General features: G+C 73.1%; 15 protein-coding genes. 6 read left to right on the forward strand and 9 right to left on the reverse strand.

Going from position 1 to position 13,014, the window contains the following annotated elements; translation table 11 throughout:
* Nucleotides 1-121: 121 nt before the first annotated feature.
* On the reverse strand, nt 122-1,558 hold the full coding sequence (locus ACFCZF_RS26805) for a dihydrolipoyl dehydrogenase family protein (protein WP_376673807.1): 1,437 nt from the start codon (nt 1,556-1,558) through the stop codon (nt 122-124).
* A 119-nt stretch (nt 1,559-1,677) separates the two neighbouring features.
* On the opposite strand from ACFCZF_RS26805, the gene trxA reads away from it, so the two are divergent.
* A complete protein-coding gene (gene trxA, locus ACFCZF_RS26810) occupies nt 1,678-2,076 on the forward strand; it encodes a thioredoxin (RefSeq protein ID WP_376673808.1) in 399 nt (132 codons plus the stop codon).
* 44 nt (nt 2,077-2,120) lie between these two features.
* Here trxA and ACFCZF_RS26815 read toward each other — a convergent pair whose 3' ends face one another.
* Complete coding sequence (locus ACFCZF_RS26815) at nt 2,121-3,155, reverse strand: LacI family DNA-binding transcriptional regulator (protein WP_376673809.1); 1,035 nt, start codon at nt 3,153-3,155, stop codon at nt 2,121-2,123.
* Between the two features lie 127 nt (nt 3,156-3,282).
* Nucleotides 3,283-3,951 (reverse strand): TetR/AcrR family transcriptional regulator, encoded by a 669-nt coding sequence (locus ACFCZF_RS26820; protein ID WP_375917278.1) that lies wholly within the window; start codon nt 3,949-3,951, stop codon nt 3,283-3,285.
* 147 nt (nt 3,952-4,098) lie between these two features.
* Here ACFCZF_RS26820 and ACFCZF_RS26825 point away from each other — a divergent pair, with 147 nt between their 5' ends.
* Nucleotides 4,099-4,662, forward strand: a complete 564-nt coding sequence (locus tag ACFCZF_RS26825; RefSeq protein WP_376673810.1) for an NAD(P)H-dependent oxidoreductase — start codon at nt 4,099-4,101, stop codon at nt 4,660-4,662.
* Nucleotides 4,663-4,814: 152 nt separating this feature from the next.
* Here ACFCZF_RS26825 and ACFCZF_RS26830 read toward each other — a convergent pair whose 3' ends face one another.
* On the reverse strand, nt 4,815-5,720 hold the full coding sequence (locus ACFCZF_RS26830; RefSeq protein ID WP_376673811.1) for a LysR family transcriptional regulator: 906 nt from the start codon (nt 5,718-5,720) through the stop codon (nt 4,815-4,817).
* Between the two features lie 119 nt (nt 5,721-5,839).
* On the opposite strand from ACFCZF_RS26830, the gene ACFCZF_RS26835 reads away from it, so the two are divergent.
* Both ACFCZF_RS26835 and ACFCZF_RS26840 read left to right on the forward strand, forming a co-directional pair.
* Nucleotides 5,840-6,043 (forward strand): hypothetical protein, encoded by a 204-nt coding sequence (locus ACFCZF_RS26835; RefSeq protein ID WP_376673812.1) that lies wholly within the window; start codon nt 5,840-5,842, stop codon nt 6,041-6,043.
* Nucleotides 6,044-6,186: 143 nt separating this feature from the next.
* Nucleotides 6,187-6,552 carry a hypothetical protein gene (locus ACFCZF_RS26840; protein WP_376673813.1) on the forward strand — a complete coding sequence of 122 codons (366 nt, stop codon included), beginning with the start codon at nt 6,187-6,189 and terminating at the stop codon, nt 6,550-6,552.
* 7 nt (nt 6,553-6,559) lie between these two features.
* On the opposite strand, the gene ACFCZF_RS26845 is transcribed toward ACFCZF_RS26840, so the two are convergent.
* Nucleotides 6,560-7,528, reverse strand: coding sequence for a TerC family protein (locus ACFCZF_RS26845; RefSeq protein ID WP_376673814.1), 969 nt, complete (start codon nt 7,526-7,528; stop codon nt 6,560-6,562).
* Between the two features lie 151 nt (nt 7,529-7,679).
* Between ACFCZF_RS26845 and ACFCZF_RS26850 the strand changes: the two genes are divergently transcribed.
* Together ACFCZF_RS26850 and ACFCZF_RS26855 are read left to right on the forward strand one after the other, a co-directional pair.
* Nucleotides 7,680-8,903, forward strand: coding sequence for a polysaccharide pyruvyl transferase family protein (locus ACFCZF_RS26850; RefSeq protein WP_376673815.1), 1,224 nt, complete (start codon nt 7,680-7,682; stop codon nt 8,901-8,903).
* A 15-nt stretch (nt 8,904-8,918) separates the two neighbouring features.
* Nucleotides 8,919-10,346 carry an FAD-dependent oxidoreductase gene (locus ACFCZF_RS26855; protein ID WP_375917257.1) on the forward strand — a complete coding sequence of 476 codons (1,428 nt, stop codon included), beginning with the start codon at nt 8,919-8,921 and terminating at the stop codon, nt 10,344-10,346.
* A 38-nt stretch (nt 10,347-10,384) separates the two neighbouring features.
* Here the strand turns inward: ACFCZF_RS26855 and ACFCZF_RS26860 are convergent, their stop codons facing one another.
* The 4 genes from ACFCZF_RS26860 to ACFCZF_RS26875 all read right to left on the reverse strand — a co-directional run bounded on the left by ACFCZF_RS26860 (nt 10,385) and on the right by ACFCZF_RS26875 (nt 12,939).
* Nucleotides 10,385-11,410: an RNA polymerase sigma factor RpoD/SigA gene (locus ACFCZF_RS26860; RefSeq protein WP_376673816.1), complete on the reverse strand. Its 1,026-nt coding sequence runs from the start codon at nt 11,408-11,410 to the stop codon at nt 10,385-10,387.
* Nucleotides 11,411-11,444: 34 nt separating this feature from the next.
* Nucleotides 11,445-11,789 (reverse strand): DUF6343 family protein, encoded by a 345-nt coding sequence (locus ACFCZF_RS26865; RefSeq protein WP_376673817.1) that lies wholly within the window; start codon nt 11,787-11,789, stop codon nt 11,445-11,447.
* A gap of 202 nt (nt 11,790-11,991) precedes the next feature.
* Nucleotides 11,992-12,417 (reverse strand): CBS domain-containing protein, encoded by a 426-nt coding sequence (locus ACFCZF_RS26870; RefSeq protein ID WP_376673818.1) that lies wholly within the window; start codon nt 12,415-12,417, stop codon nt 11,992-11,994.
* 87 nt (nt 12,418-12,504) lie between these two features.
* Complete coding sequence (locus tag ACFCZF_RS26875) at nt 12,505-12,939, reverse strand: PPC domain-containing DNA-binding protein (RefSeq protein WP_376673819.1); 435 nt, start codon at nt 12,937-12,939, stop codon at nt 12,505-12,507.
* Nucleotides 12,940-13,014: the final 75 nt, after the last annotated feature.

The following is a 13,014-nucleotide window of genomic DNA, read 5'->3' on the forward strand; positions in this document are numbered from 1 at the left end:
CGGCAGCAGCGCAGCAGCGGCGGCGCGGCAGCGGCGCGGCAGCAGCGCAGCAGCGGCGGCGCGGCAGCGGCAGCGGCGCGGCAGCGGCAGCGGCAGCGGCAGCGGCGGGCAGGTGTGCCGGTCAGTTGTCCCGGTAGGACTCCAGGAGCCTCAGCCATACCTCGCTGATGGTCGGGTACGACGGGACCGCGTGCCACAGGCGGCTGAGCGGTACCTGGCCGGCGACGGCGACGGTCGCGGAGTGGATCATCTCGCCGACGCCGGGGCCGACGAAGGTGACGCCGCGGACGATCTCGTCCTCCAGGTCGACGACCATGCGGGCGCGGCCCTTGTAGCCGTCGCCGTACAGGCTCGCGCCGGCCACCGTCGCGAGGTCGACGTCGACGGCGCGGACGCGGTGGCCGGCCTGCTCGGCCTCGGCCAGGGTCAGGCCGACGGACGCCGCCTCGGGGTCGGTGAACACCACCTGGGGGACGGCGTCGTGGTCGGCGGTCGCGGCGTGCGCGCCCCACGGGCCGGAGTCCAGGTTCGGCACGCCGGAGGCGCGGGCGGCGATGGCGGCGCCCGCGATGCGGGCCTGGTACTTGCCCTGGTGGGTGAGGAGGGCGCGGTGGTTGACGTCGCCGACGGCGTAGAGCCAGTCCTGGCCCTCGACTCGGAGGCTGTCGTCGACGGGGAGCCAGGAGCCCGGTGCCAGTCCGACGGTGTCCAGGCCGATGTCGTCGGTGCGGGGGACGCGTCCGGTGGCGAAGAGGATCTCGTCGGCCTCGACGCGGTCGCCGGTGTCGGTGACGGCGACGACGGTGCCGCCCTCGCGCTTGACGGACTCGACGGAGGTGCCGGTGCGGATGTCGACGCCGGCCTCGGTGAGCGCCTCGGCGACCAGTTCGCCGGCGAACGGCTCCATGCGGGCGAGGAGGCCGTCGTTGCCGCGCACCAGGAGGGTCACCCGAGAGCCGAGGGCCTGCCAGGCGGTCGCCATCTCGACGGCGACGACTCCGCCGCCGACCACGATCAGTCGGCCGGGCGCGCTCTCGGCGCTGGTGGCCTCGCGGCTGGTCCAGGGACGTACCTCGGCGAGTCCGGGCAGGCCCGGCAGGGCGGCGCCGCTGCCGGTGCAGACGGCGACGGCGTGCCGGGCGGTCAGTACCCGGCGGGTGCCGTCGGGCGCGGCCACCTCGACCGTGCGCGGCCCGGCGAGCCGTCCCCTACCGCGGTACAGGTCCGCCCCGATGCCCTCCACCCACTGGACCTGGCCGTCGTCCTTCCAATGGGAGGTGTACTCGTCGCGGCGGGCGAGGACCGCCGCCGTGTCGAGTGGGTCTCGCACCGACTGGCTCAGACCGGGCAGGCGGCGGGCGTCCGCGCGGGCGAGGACCGGGCGCAGCAGGGCCTTGCTGGGCATGCACGCCCAATAGGAGCATTCGCCGCCGACCAGTTCGCTCTCCACGATCGCGGTGGACAGTCCGGCCGCACGGGTACGGTCGGCGACGTTCTCCCCCACGGGGCCCGCGCCGATCACGACGACGTCGTACGCGATGGAATCCGATTGCGTCATGGGGTCAGTCTGGTGGGTGGTGTGCGACGTGGCCACATGGGTACGTGCGCGGAATACCCACCAGGTCGGCAGTGTTGTGCCGACGGTTTACGCCTCGAACGCAGGAAGAGGGATCACCCATGACCAGCACCGTGGAGCTCACCAAGGAGAACTTCGACCAGACGGTCACGGACAACGAGTTCGTCCTGATCGACTTCTGGGCGTCGTGGTGCGGTCCGTGCAAGCAGTTCGCCCCGGTCTACGAGAAGGCGGCCGAGGCCAACCCCGACCTCGTGTTCGGCAAGGTGGACACCGAGGCGCAGCCCGAACTGGCCCAGGCCTTCGGCATCCAGTCGATTCCGACGCTGATGATCGTCCGGGAGCAGGTGGCCGTGTTCGCGCAGCCGGGCGCGCTGCCCGAGGAGGCCCTGACGGACGTCATCGGCCAGGCCCGGAAGCTGGACATGGACGAGGTCCGCAAGGCGGTCGCCGACCAGCAGGCGCAGGCCGAGGGCCAGGCCGGGCAGGACGGCCAGTAGCACCGCTCAGCACCAGTAACAACGGAACGAAGCCGGCCGGCCGGTCAGCTCGACTCGCGGTGCACCACCGCCGCGCCCAGCACCTCGTGTCGCTCGGGCGCGGCGCCCGGGTCGTGGACCGCGCGGTCGACCAGGGCGGCCAGGTCGCGGCCGGAGGGCAGCTCCAGGTGGACGGTGCTCAGCCGCGGCCGCAGCAGGCGGCCCAGCATCAGGTCGTCGGCGCCGATCACGGCCGCGTCGCCCGGGATGCCGAGGCCCTCGTCCTGCATGGCCCGCATCAGCAGCATCGCGTACTCGTCGTTGTACGCGAACAGGGCGTCGAGCCCGAGGGAGCGCCAGCGGGCGGCCAGCCGGGCGGCGTCCCGCTCCTCGTAGGCGAGGGGCAGTTCGGTGACGGTGGCGTCGGTGTCGCGCACGGCGCGGCGGGCGCCGGCCAGGCGCGGTGCCGAGAAGACCTCCAGCCCGTCCTCCGCGGGCACGACGACGCCGATCGCGCGGCGTCCGCGGTCGTAGAGGTGACGGGCCGCGGTGTGGCCGACGGTCTCGTGGTCCATGAGCAGTGCGTACGCTCCCTCGACGGCCTCGGGACCGAGGGTGACGACCGCCCGGGCGCCGGAGCGTTTGAGGACCTCCACGCCCCGCGGGCCGAGACCCGAGCCGGGTACCAGGACGGCGACCGGGCGCAGTTCCGCCCACGCCCGGGCGGCCTCGTCGTCGTGCGGGCCGACGGTGCCGTACTGCACGACGGTGTAGTCGAGGCGGCCGAGGGCCCCCTGGAGTTCGCTGAGGAACCGGCTGTAGAGCGGGCCGGCGGGGAAGGACGGCGCGGGCATCAGGACCGTACGGCTGTGCCCGGCGCGCAGGGAGCGGGCCGCGGCGTGCGGGACGTATCCGAGTTCCCGGGCGGCGTCGTGGACGCGGCGGCGGGTGGGTTCGCTGATCCGGACGGCGCTGGTGTTGTTGAGGACGTAGGAGACGGTCGCACGCGAGACGCCGGCCAGGCGGGCCACATCGGCGCTCGTGGGGACGGAGCGCGGTGCGAGGGATGCGGGGGCGGGCGGTTTCGGTATCTGCACCATGACGTACGGCATCTTGGCAGAAGCCGGATACGGGGCGGCGGGCGGGGCGACGCCGTCCGGATCGGACGAAATCGCTCCCCGTGGGCGCGGTGGTCGTCGCGGAGTCAGGCCGGGCGCTCGGTGCGGGTCACCCGCGCGATTCGGTGCGGGTCACCCGCGCGACGAGGTCGAGCCAGCCCGCCTGCAGCCGCGCCGGCGGTACCCCGCACTGTTCGGTGAGGTGGTGGACCAGGGCGGCGTCGAGGTAGGCCAGGAGCGTGTGGGAGAGCAGTTCGCTGTCCCCGTCCGGGACCGCCTGCCGCAGCAGCAGGGCGACGTGGCCGCGCAGGAAGCGGCGCGGTGCGGAGGTGTAGCGGCGTTCCGCGCTCGGCTCCGCGGCCAGTTGCAGGTCCATTTCGTCGATGGAGCGGCGCAGCATCGCGCAGCCGAAGGCGCGCAGCCGCTCGACGGGCGGCGCCCCGGGTCCCAGGGGCGGCGGGCCGCCGAGGAGTGCGGCCTGGAACTTCTTCTCGGAGTGGTCCAGGAGCGCCATGAGCAGGCCGGTGCGGTCGCCGAAACGGCGGAAGACCGTGCCCTTGCCCACCGAGGCCGCCGCGGCCACCGCCTCCATCGTGACGCCCGCCGCGCCGTGCTCGGCGACCAGCCGGGCGGCGGCCTCCAGCAGCCGGGCCCGGTTGCGCGCGGCGTCCGCGCGCAGGCAGGGCTCGTCCTCCTCGGCCCCCGTGCCCACTTGCAGCAGCTCGGGGGGACCGGCGGTCTCCTGGGGCTTCGGGAAGGGCGGCAGGGCGGCGGACATGACGCCAGCGTAAAGCATCGGGAAGAAAACTGGACCGCGGTCCGTTTGAGATGTTAGAAATTAAACGGACCTCGGTCCGGATCCTTATACGGCAGTGTTCCAGCAGCGTCTGTTCCCGCAGCCTCTGCTCCGTCAGTGGGAGTACTCATGTCTGTCCGCATCCTTGCGCTCGTCGGCAGCCTTCGCGCCGGTTCGCACAACCGCCAGCTCGCCGAGGCGGCCGCCAAGTTCGCGCCGGAGGGCGCCGAGGTGCAGCTGTTCGAGGGGCTGGCCGAGATCCCCTTCTACAACGAGGACATCGACGTCGAGGGCAGCGTCCCGGCCGCCGCCGCCAAGCTGCGCGAGGCCGCCCAGGCCGCCGACGCCTTCCTGTACTTCTCGCCCGAGTACAACGGCACCATCCCGGCCGTCCTGAAGAACGCCATCGACTGGCTGTCCCGTCCGTACGGCGCCGGCGCCCTCTCCGGCAAGCCCGCCGCCGTCGTCGGCACCGCCTTCGGCCAGTACGGCGGCGTGTGGGCGCAGGACGACACCCGCAAGGCCGTGGGCATCGCCGGCGGCAAGGTGATCGAGGACCTCAAGCTGTCCATCCCCGGTTCGGTGACCCGCTTCGCGGAGACCCACCCGGCCGACGACGCCGAGGTCGCCGCCCAGCTGACCGAGGTCGTCGCCCGGCTGCACGGCCACGCCGACGAGGCCGTCGCCGCCTGACCGGCACGCAGGACGCGTACGGGACCGGAGCTCGCCGAGCTCCGGTCCCGACGTGTGTGACGGCGGCGTGTGCAGGGGCGGCGTGCGTCCGGCGTGTGCGTCCCGGCGCGTGCGTCCCGGCGCGTGCGTCCCGGCGTATGCACCGCTGTACGTCAGGCCACCGCCGGCGCGGCCAGGTTGCGCAGTTCCTCCAGTGCGGCCGCGACCGCCGGACGCCGGTGACCGCCGCTCCGTGTGCAGGTCAGCAGCTTGCGGTGCGGCCGGTTGACGCAGGGCACTCGGACGATCGGCAGCTGCGGGGTCAGCTGGGCGAGCCGGGGTATCAGCGCGACGCCGAGCCCGTGGGCGACCAGGTGGGCGATGACGTTCCAGTCGAGCGCGTGATGGACCACGTCGGGAGTGAAGCCGGCGGCACCGCACGCCGACATCACGTGCGGGCGGCAGGGGCTCTGCGGCACGGGGGCGATCCACGGCTCGTCGGCCGCGAGGGCGAGATCGACCCCCTCCCGTCCGGCCAGCGGGTGGCCCTCGGGTACGACCAGGTCGAAGGGGTCGTCGAGGAGCGGCCGCTGGTCGAAGCGCGCGTCGGCCGACGGCGGGTTGGACGGGGTCGCCTCGACGACCGCCAGATCGGCCTCACCCTCGAAGAGCAGGTCGAAACTCTCCGCCACCTCGACCTCCCGGATCCGGACCGACAGCCGTGGATACCGTTCGCGCAGCCGCGCGGCCATCGGTGCCAGCAGCACGGAGACGGCCACCGGGAATCCCGTCACCCGCAGCGGCCCGGCGGGCGTCCCCTCCCCCGCCCGCAGGTCCAGTTCGGCCTCGTCCCAGCGGGCCTCGATGGCGTCGGCGTGCGCGAGCAGACTCTCCGCGGCCGGGGTGAGCCGGACCCCGCGGCCCTGCGGCTCCAGCAGGTCGACGCCCAGGTCGCGGGCGAGCTGGCGGATCTGCTGGGAGGCGGCGGACGGGGTGAAGTGCAGGGCGCGGGCCGCCGCGGTGACCGTGCCGTAGTGGGAGACGGCCCTGAGGACGTGCAGCCTGCGCAGGTCAATCATGAAGTGCACGCTTCACGGTGGAGTCCGTAAAGTCAACCTGGACGTGAACGGATCCGGGACCGCACCCTGTCAGTGGAGCGAGGATCGAACACCCGCCGACCGACGAACGAGGAGTCGCCATGTCCAGCACGACCGGTGTCGTCTGCCCGCACTGCGGGTGGCCCGACGGTGCCGAGCCCTTCCAGGTGGTGTCCGCGCACCCGACCGCGGCGGGCGGCACCCTGTGGACCCGGTGCGCCTGCGGTTCGCTCCAGGCCCGCGTCGTCGACGATCACGGCACCCGTGTCGTCTCGCGCGGCAAGCCCTCTCCGGCGGGCTGCTGAGGCGCCGGTGACCTCGGCGCCCGCGAGCAGCACCGAGCGGGAGTCGGCAGGAGCGACCCTCACACGTCCGAGGTTCACGCGGGAGCCGTCGTCTTCTTGACTGGTCGCGCAACAGAAAGACGCGCGACCTCATGGGGGTACCTATGCACCGCAGGAAGAACGTCCGCAGGAAGAACGTCGTCACGGCCGGGCTGGCGGCCACGGTCTCGGCCCTGGCCCTGACCGCCGCCGGCTTCGCGGTTCCGGCGCAGGCCGCCCCGTCCGCACCGGCGGCGGCCGGCGTGGACTGCGACGGCTGGGTGCACAACAACAACCCGGACCACGGCATCGCCGGCTGCAGCAACAACACCGACCGCACCGTCACCTTCCGCGCCGAGGTCGTCTGCGGCTGGGCGCCGGACGTGTCCGGACAGTGGGTGACGCTGGCACCCGGGCAGTACGGCGAGTCCTCGGGCGTCTGCGCGATCTACAGCTCGGGGGTCGGCAGCGTGGGCTGGACCATCCAGTAGGCCCGCGTCACGCGCCCGGCCCTCCCTGCCCCTGATCCTGGCTCCTCGCGGCCCACAGGCTCGTCGCCGTGGTGACCGCGAGGACGATCACGATGAAGCCGAGCGAGAAGGGGATGCCGATCTCGGGGACGTGGACCCCGGACTCGTGCAGGGCGTGCAGGATCAGTTTGACGCCGATGAAGCCCAGGATGACCGACAGGCCGTACGAGAGGTGCACCAGCTTCTTCAGCAGACCGCCGATGAGGAAGTACAGCTGGCGCAGGCCCATAAGAGCGAACGCGTTGGCCGTGAACACGATGTACGGGTCCTGGGTCAGGCCGTAGATGGCGGGGATGGAGTCCAGGGCGAACAGGACGTCGGTGGAGCCGATCGCCAGCATCACGACCAGCATCGGGGTCATGACCCGCTTGCCGTTCTCCTCGATCCACAGTTTCGTGCCGTGATAGCGGTCGGCGACACCGAAACGGCGTTCGATCGACTTCAGCAGCTTGTTCTCCTCGTACTCCTCGTCGTGCCCTCCCTTGCGGGCGTCCTGGATGAGCTTCCAGGCAGTCCAGATGAGGAAGGCGCCGAAGATGTAGAAGACCCAGGAGAAGGCGGAGATGATCGCCGCGCCGGCCGCGATGAAGGCGGCGCGCAGCACCAGGGCCACGATGACCCCGACCATCAGCACCCGCTGCTGGTACTGCGACGGCACCGCGAACTTGGACATGATCAGGACGAAGACGAAGAGGTTGTCGACACTGAGCGACTTCTCGGTGATGTAGCCGGCGAAGAACTCTCCGGCCGGCCCGCCGCCGGCGACCACGAACAGCCCCACGCCGAACAGGCAGGCGAGGACCACCCAGACGGCCGTCCAGATCCCGGCCTCCCGGATCGACACGTCGTGCGGCTTGCGGCCGATGAAGAAGTCGGCGGCGACGAGCACGCACAGGCCCGCGACGGTCAGCAGCCAGACGCTGAGGGAGACGTTCACCGGTACTCCTGTGACAGGCGACGGAAAGGGACCACGTACACGTTCTTGGTCAGGGTGTTTCCGCTGAGCGGCCCAGGCAACCCGGCACCGTGCGCGGCCTGCGCACCGAGGCCGGCGGGCCGGCCGACTCCGACGTGACGGGAGCCCCCGGATGACCACTGCCCCCTCGCATCCGCACCCCGCCCGGCCGGGCCCGCGCATCGGCGTGCTCGGCTCCTACGGCGGCTTCAACATCGGCGACGAGGCGATCCTGACCTGCGTCCTGAGCTGCCTGCGCGCGCAGCGGCCCGACGCGCACCTGATCGTCCTGAGCCGGAACGCGGAGCACACCCGCGCCCACCACCCCGAAGTCGACGAGGTGGTCCCCTGGGAGGGCGTCAGCCGCAACCACGTCCTGGACGTGCTGCCCGGCCTGGACCTGCTGGTCCTTGGCGGCGGCGGCATCCTCTACGACGGTGAGGCACGCCGCTATCTGCGGCTGGTGCACGCCGCGCAGACCCGGAACGTACCGACCTTCGCGTACGCCGTCGGGGCCGGGCCGCTGACGGACGCCGAGGACCGGGACGCGGTGCGCACCGTGCTGGCGGACATGGACGACGTCGTGGTGCGGGACGAGGAGTCCCGGCTGGTGCTGGAGGAGGTCGGCCTGGAGCGCGAGGTCGCCGTCACCGCCGACCCGGCCCTGCTGCTGGGGCCCGAACCGTTCACCGAGGCCATGATGCGCGACGAGGGCATCCCCTGCGGTGCCCGGCTGGTGGGGATGTCGGTGCGCGAACCGGGGCGGGCCGCGGAGAAGCTCGACGAGGGCGACTACCACGCGCTGCTCGCCGACGTCGCGGACTTCCTCGTGCGGCGGCTGGACGCGCACGTGGTGTTCCTGCCGATGGAGCGGCACGACGTACGGCACGCGCACGCCGTGCTCTCCCACATGACCGCGCCGGACAAGGGCCGGATCCTGCACGGCGACTACAGCCCGGGGCAGGTTCTCGGCTTCATGCGCCATCTGGACGTGGCCGTCGGCATGCGGCTGCACTTCGTGATCTTCGCGGCGCTCACCGGCGTGCCGGTACTGCCGCTGCCCTACTCCGGCAAGGTCTTCGACTTCGCGCGCCGGCTGGGCGCCCCGGCGCTGGTGGGCGTGGCGCGGGAGCAGGCCGGGCTGCTGCTGGCCGAGGTGGACCGGCTGTGGGACGAGTATCCGCAGCGCCGGGAGGACCTCCGGTCCCGGATCCGGGAGCTGTCCGCGGCGGCCCGGGAGACCTGCGTGCGCTGCGGCTCACTGCTGGACGAGATCGACGCGATCGGCGACGGACCGCGGGCACGGACGGCGGGGCACGAGCCGTACGCCGACGAGCCGCGGCCGTTGCACGCCTGACCCCCGAGGAGAGCCATGCCGATCCTGGAAGAGCCCCGCGAGCCCCGCACGGTCACCCTGCCCCCGCGGCCCGCCCGGCACGGGGGCCGGTGCGACGTCCTGGTGGTGGGCGGCGGTCCGGCCGGGTTCGCCGCCGCGGTCGGCGCGGCCGACGCCGGGGCCGATGTCGTGCTGGTGGAGCGGTACGGGTTCCTCGGCGGCAACGCGACGGTGGCGCTGGTGATGCCCCTGATGTCGTTCCACAACGAGCACAAGCAGGCCGCGTTCACCGAGTCCGGGGACACCTCGCGGCTGCTGCCCACCGACCACGGCGAGGGCGAGCCGGTGGTCGCGGGTGTGCTGTGGCAGCTGCTCGACCGGCTCATGGGGCGCGGCGGCTGTCTGCCGCCCTCGCCGAAGACCGGGTACACGGTCCCCTTCGACCCGGAGCTGTTCAAGCTCTCCCTGCTCGAGATGATGGACGAGTCGGGGGTACGGATGCTGTTCCACTCCTTCGCCTCCGGCGCGCTGCCCCTCGACGACGGCTCCGGCTGGCGGGTGGTGTTCGAGACGAAGTCGGGGCCCGTGGTGATCGACGCCGGGGTGGTCGTGGACGGAACCGGCGACGGTGACGTGGCGACCGCCTGCGGGGCGCCGTACGAGATCGGCCGACCCGAGGACGGGCTGGTGCAGCCGATGACGCTGATGTTCCGCGTCGCGGACTTCGCGCGGCCGGACTTCGCCGACTACGTGCGCGAGCACCCCGACCAGTGGCGCGGGGTGCACGGCCTGTGGGACCTGATCGAGGAGGCCAGGGCCAACGGCGAGCTGCGGCTGCCGCGCGAGGACATCCTCTTCTTCGCGACCCCGCACCCGCGCGAGGTCGCCGTCAACAGCACCCGGGTCAACCGCGTGCTCGGCACCAGCGTGTGGGACCTCACCCGCGCCGAGTACACGGCCCGGCGCCAGCTCTCCCAGATCGACCGCTTCCTGCGCACCCGCGTGCCCGGTTTCGAGGAAGCGTACGTGGTGCAGAGCGGCACGCACATCGGCGTACGGGAGAGCCGGCGCGTGCTCGGCGACTATCAGCTGACCGGCCACGACATCCTGGCCGCGCGCACCTTCCCGGACGTGGTCGCGCACGGCGCCTATCCGGTCGACATCCACAACCCGCGCGGCTCCGGCACCATCCTCAAGCGGGTTCCGCAGGGCAGCTTCTACGACATCCCGCTGCGCTGCCTGGTGCCCCGGGACACTGAGCGGCTGCTGGTGGCCGGGCGCTGCATCTCGGGGACGCACGTGGCGCACTCCTCGTACCGGGTCATGCCCATCGCGATGGCGACCGGCCAGGCGGCCGGGGTGTGCGCGGCGCTGACCGTCCGGCACGGACGCGGTCCGCGCGGCCTGCCCTACCGGATGGTCCAGCACGAGCTGCTGCGGCAGGGGGCCCGGCTGCGCGTATAGGTGTGCTGCGCGTATAGGTGTGCTGCCTGCCGACCCGGTCAGCTCGCCCAGTCCAGGAGGCGGTCCCGGGTCTCCGGGGCGCGGAGGTGGGCGAGGGACGCCTTCTCCAGCTGGCGGACGCGCTCGCGGGTGAGGCCCACGTGCTGTGCCACCTGGTGCAGGGTGCGGGGGCGGCCGTCGTGCAGGCCGTAGCGCAGGCTGAGGATCAGGGCCTCGCGGGGCGCGAGGGTGCCTACGGCCTCCCGCAGTTCCTCCGCGAGCGCCCGGAACTCGGCGACCTCGGGGGCCTGGAGCACCTCGGCGTCGGGGATGAGGTCGCCGACGACGGTCTCGCCGGTCTCGTCGACCGGGGTGTCCAGGCTGACGGCGTCCCGTCCGACGCGGCGCAGCCAGACGACCTTGTCCCCGTCGATGCCGCTCTCGGCGGCCACCTCCTCGGCGGTCGGCTCGCGGTCGAGGCTGCCACGGAGCTTCCGTTCGACCTTGGCCAGCTTCTGCAGCTGTTCCACGACGTGCACCGGCAGCCTTACCGTGCGCGCGTGGGTCGCCAGGCCCCGCTCGATGGCCTGGCGGATCCACCAGGTGGCGTACGTGGAGAACTTGAAGCCCTTGGTGTGGTCGAACTTCTCGACGGCCCGGATCAGGCCGAGGTTGCCCTCCTGGATGACGTCCAGGAGGGGCAGCCCGCGATGGGCGTGGCGCTTGGCCATCGACACCACGAGCCGCAGGTTGGCCCGCACCATGTGGTCCTTGGCGGCCTGGCCGTCGTGGACGGTCTCCTCCAGTGCGCGGCGCCGTCCGGGGGTCGGGGCGGGCTCGCCGGTGTCGGCCGACTCCAGTTCCTCCATGGCCCGGACACCGGCCTCGATGCGCCGGGCCAGGCTCACCTCGTCCTCGGCGGTCAGCAGCGGGGTGGCGCCGATCTGGGTCAGGTACTGGCCGAGCAGGTCCGGTTCCTCGTCGGGTTCCGGGATCCGGTTGCGCAGTCGCGCGGTGCGGACGGGTGCCCTGCGGTCCTCCCCGGGGCCCGCCGCGCGGGTTGGGATTCGTGCCGGGGGAGCCATGTCGTTTCCTCCGTCCCCTTCTGGAGTCCTGGGGTCAGTGCGGGGCGGGGGTGCCCCGCTCCCGCCGCAGCCGGCCGGTCACGACCATCAGGTCCGCCGCCGCCAGCAGGACGAACGCCGCGCACACGGCGGCGAGGGCCACCAGGCTGCCGCGTCCGGGGCTGTCGCCGGGGCCGGTGCCCGCGGCCCAGACGCCGAAGAACGCGGCCCCGGCGACGAACAGCGGCAGGAAGACGGCCGACAGCAGCAGTCGCAGCCGCAGCGGGCTCTGTGCGGTGACCGGTTCGGTGCCGGTGCGCGGGAAGCGGCGGCCGATCGCGCCGGACCGCGTGCGAGGGGCGGGTTCCGTGGCCCCGTCGGGGCGGCGTCGGTCACTCATGCCGTTCCTCCGTGGCGGTCGTGGACGTCGGTGGTGGGGGACGTCGGTGGTGGGGGGCGTGGGTGGTGGCGGACGTCGGTGGTCGGGGTCGGTGACCGCGCGCCTCGGTGACCGCGCGCCTCGGTGACCGCGCGCCTCGGTGACCGGGCGCCTCGGTGACCGGGCGCCCCAGTGGTCGGGGCGCCTCGGTGGTCGGGGCGCCTCAGTGGTCGGGCGCGGCCTTGCTGATGTCCGCCAGGGCGGAGTGGGGGTCGTCGGCGGCCGCGAGGTCGCCGAGGGTGACCACGCCGACCGGGACGCCGCCGTGCTCGACGACGGGGAGCCGCCGGACCGCGTGACGTCGCATCAGCTCGGCCGCACGCTCGGTGGTGTCGTCGGGTTCGAGGGTCACGACGGGCGGGGGCGTGCACACCGAGCCGACCGTGGTGTCGTCGGGGTCGCGGCCGTCGGCGACGCTCCGGAGCACGATGTCGCGGTCGGTGAGCAGGCCGAACAGGTCGCTGTCGTAGGTCACCAGGACGTCACCGACGTCCTCCTCGCGCATCAGCCGGGCCGCCCGGGCCACCGTGGTCATGGGCTCGACGGCCACCGCGGCGGGTGACATCACGTCTCGGATGCGCCGTGTCATGGTCGCGCCTCCCGGGGTGTGGGTCTCGGTTCCGTGCGGGCCGCGTAGCCCGCACCCGAGCCGGTAAACCGCTCTCCGGCGGCCGGCTCAGCCGAGGTCGATCAGGGCCAGGCCGATGTCGGGGCGGTGGGTCTTGGCCAGCTCGGTCGGGCTGTCCCGGACGACGACCTCCAGCGTCGGCCAGACCCGCCCGGACAGCAGGTGGCCGCCGCGGGTGGAGCCGTCGGACAGGCCCACCACGGCGTGCAGGTGCGGGGTCGGCCCGTCGTCGCCGACGGCGACGTCACCGATGAGCGACAGCACCTCGCACTGCTCCTGCACGGGGATGGGCCGGTAGTCCTTGGCCTGCCGGTCGAACCAGCCGACGACCGCCTCCGAGAAGGCGCCCACGGCGGTCACCTGGGAGGCGCCGAGGGAGCGGTCACGGGCGAAGGCGGTGAGTTCGGCGACCGCGTCCTCGCCGGGGTCGAGCACCACCACGTACACCGCGGACGGGCCGTCCTGCACCTGTTGCCACTTCATGCCCGCCGGGTACCCGGCACGGGTCGGGGCAACCCGCCCGGCCGGAGAGGGGAGGCCGAGTGTCCTTGGCCACCC

It is taken from the genome of Streptomyces sp. NPDC056296, from assembly GCF_042268605.1.
Taxonomy (GTDB): Bacteria; Actinomycetota; Actinomycetes; order Streptomycetales; family Streptomycetaceae; genus Streptomyces.

Bases quoted from the DNA above. Each gene is read 5' to 3' on its own strand.
- ACFCZF_RS26855 (WP_375917257.1), top strand. From the start codon at position 8,919: ATGCCGATCCTGGAAGAGCCCCGCGAGCCCCGCACGGTCACCCTGCCC.
- ACFCZF_RS26840 (WP_376673813.1), top strand. From the start codon at position 6,187: ATGCACCGCAGGAAGAACGTCCGCAGGAAGAACGTCGTCACGGCCGGG.
- ACFCZF_RS26825 (WP_376673810.1), top strand. From the start codon at position 4,099: ATGTCTGTCCGCATCCTTGCGCTCGTCGGCAGCCTTCGCGCCGGTTCG.
- trxA (WP_376673808.1), top strand. From the start codon at position 1,678: ATGACCAGCACCGTGGAGCTCACCAAGGAGAACTTCGACCAGACGGTC.
- ACFCZF_RS26815 (WP_376673809.1), bottom strand. From the start codon at position 3,155: ATGGTGCAGATACCGAAACCGCCCGCCCCCGCATCCCTCGCACCGCGC.
- ACFCZF_RS26870 (WP_376673818.1), bottom strand. From the start codon at position 12,417: ATGACACGGCGCATCCGAGACGTGATGTCACCCGCCGCGGTGGCCGTC.
- ACFCZF_RS26875 (WP_376673819.1), bottom strand. From the start codon at position 12,939: ATGAAGTGGCAACAGGTGCAGGACGGCCCGTCCGCGGTGTACGTGGTG.
- ACFCZF_RS26850 (WP_376673815.1), top strand. From the start codon at position 7,680: ATGACCACTGCCCCCTCGCATCCGCACCCCGCCCGGCCGGGCCCGCGC.
- ACFCZF_RS26860 (WP_376673816.1), bottom strand. From the start codon at position 11,410: ATGGCTCCCCCGGCACGAATCCCAACCCGCGCGGCGGGCCCCGGGGAG.
- ACFCZF_RS26830 (WP_376673811.1), bottom strand. From the start codon at position 5,720: ATGATTGACCTGCGCAGGCTGCACGTCCTCAGGGCCGTCTCCCACTAC.
- ACFCZF_RS26865 (WP_376673817.1), bottom strand. From the start codon at position 11,789: ATGAGTGACCGACGCCGCCCCGACGGGGCCACGGAACCCGCCCCTCGC.
- ACFCZF_RS26820 (WP_375917278.1), bottom strand. From the start codon at position 3,951: ATGTCCGCCGCCCTGCCGCCCTTCCCGAAGCCCCAGGAGACCGCCGGT.
- ACFCZF_RS26805 (WP_376673807.1), bottom strand. From the start codon at position 1,558: ATGACGCAATCGGATTCCATCGCGTACGACGTCGTCGTGATCGGCGCG.
- ACFCZF_RS26835 (WP_376673812.1), top strand. From the start codon at position 5,840: ATGTCCAGCACGACCGGTGTCGTCTGCCCGCACTGCGGGTGGCCCGAC.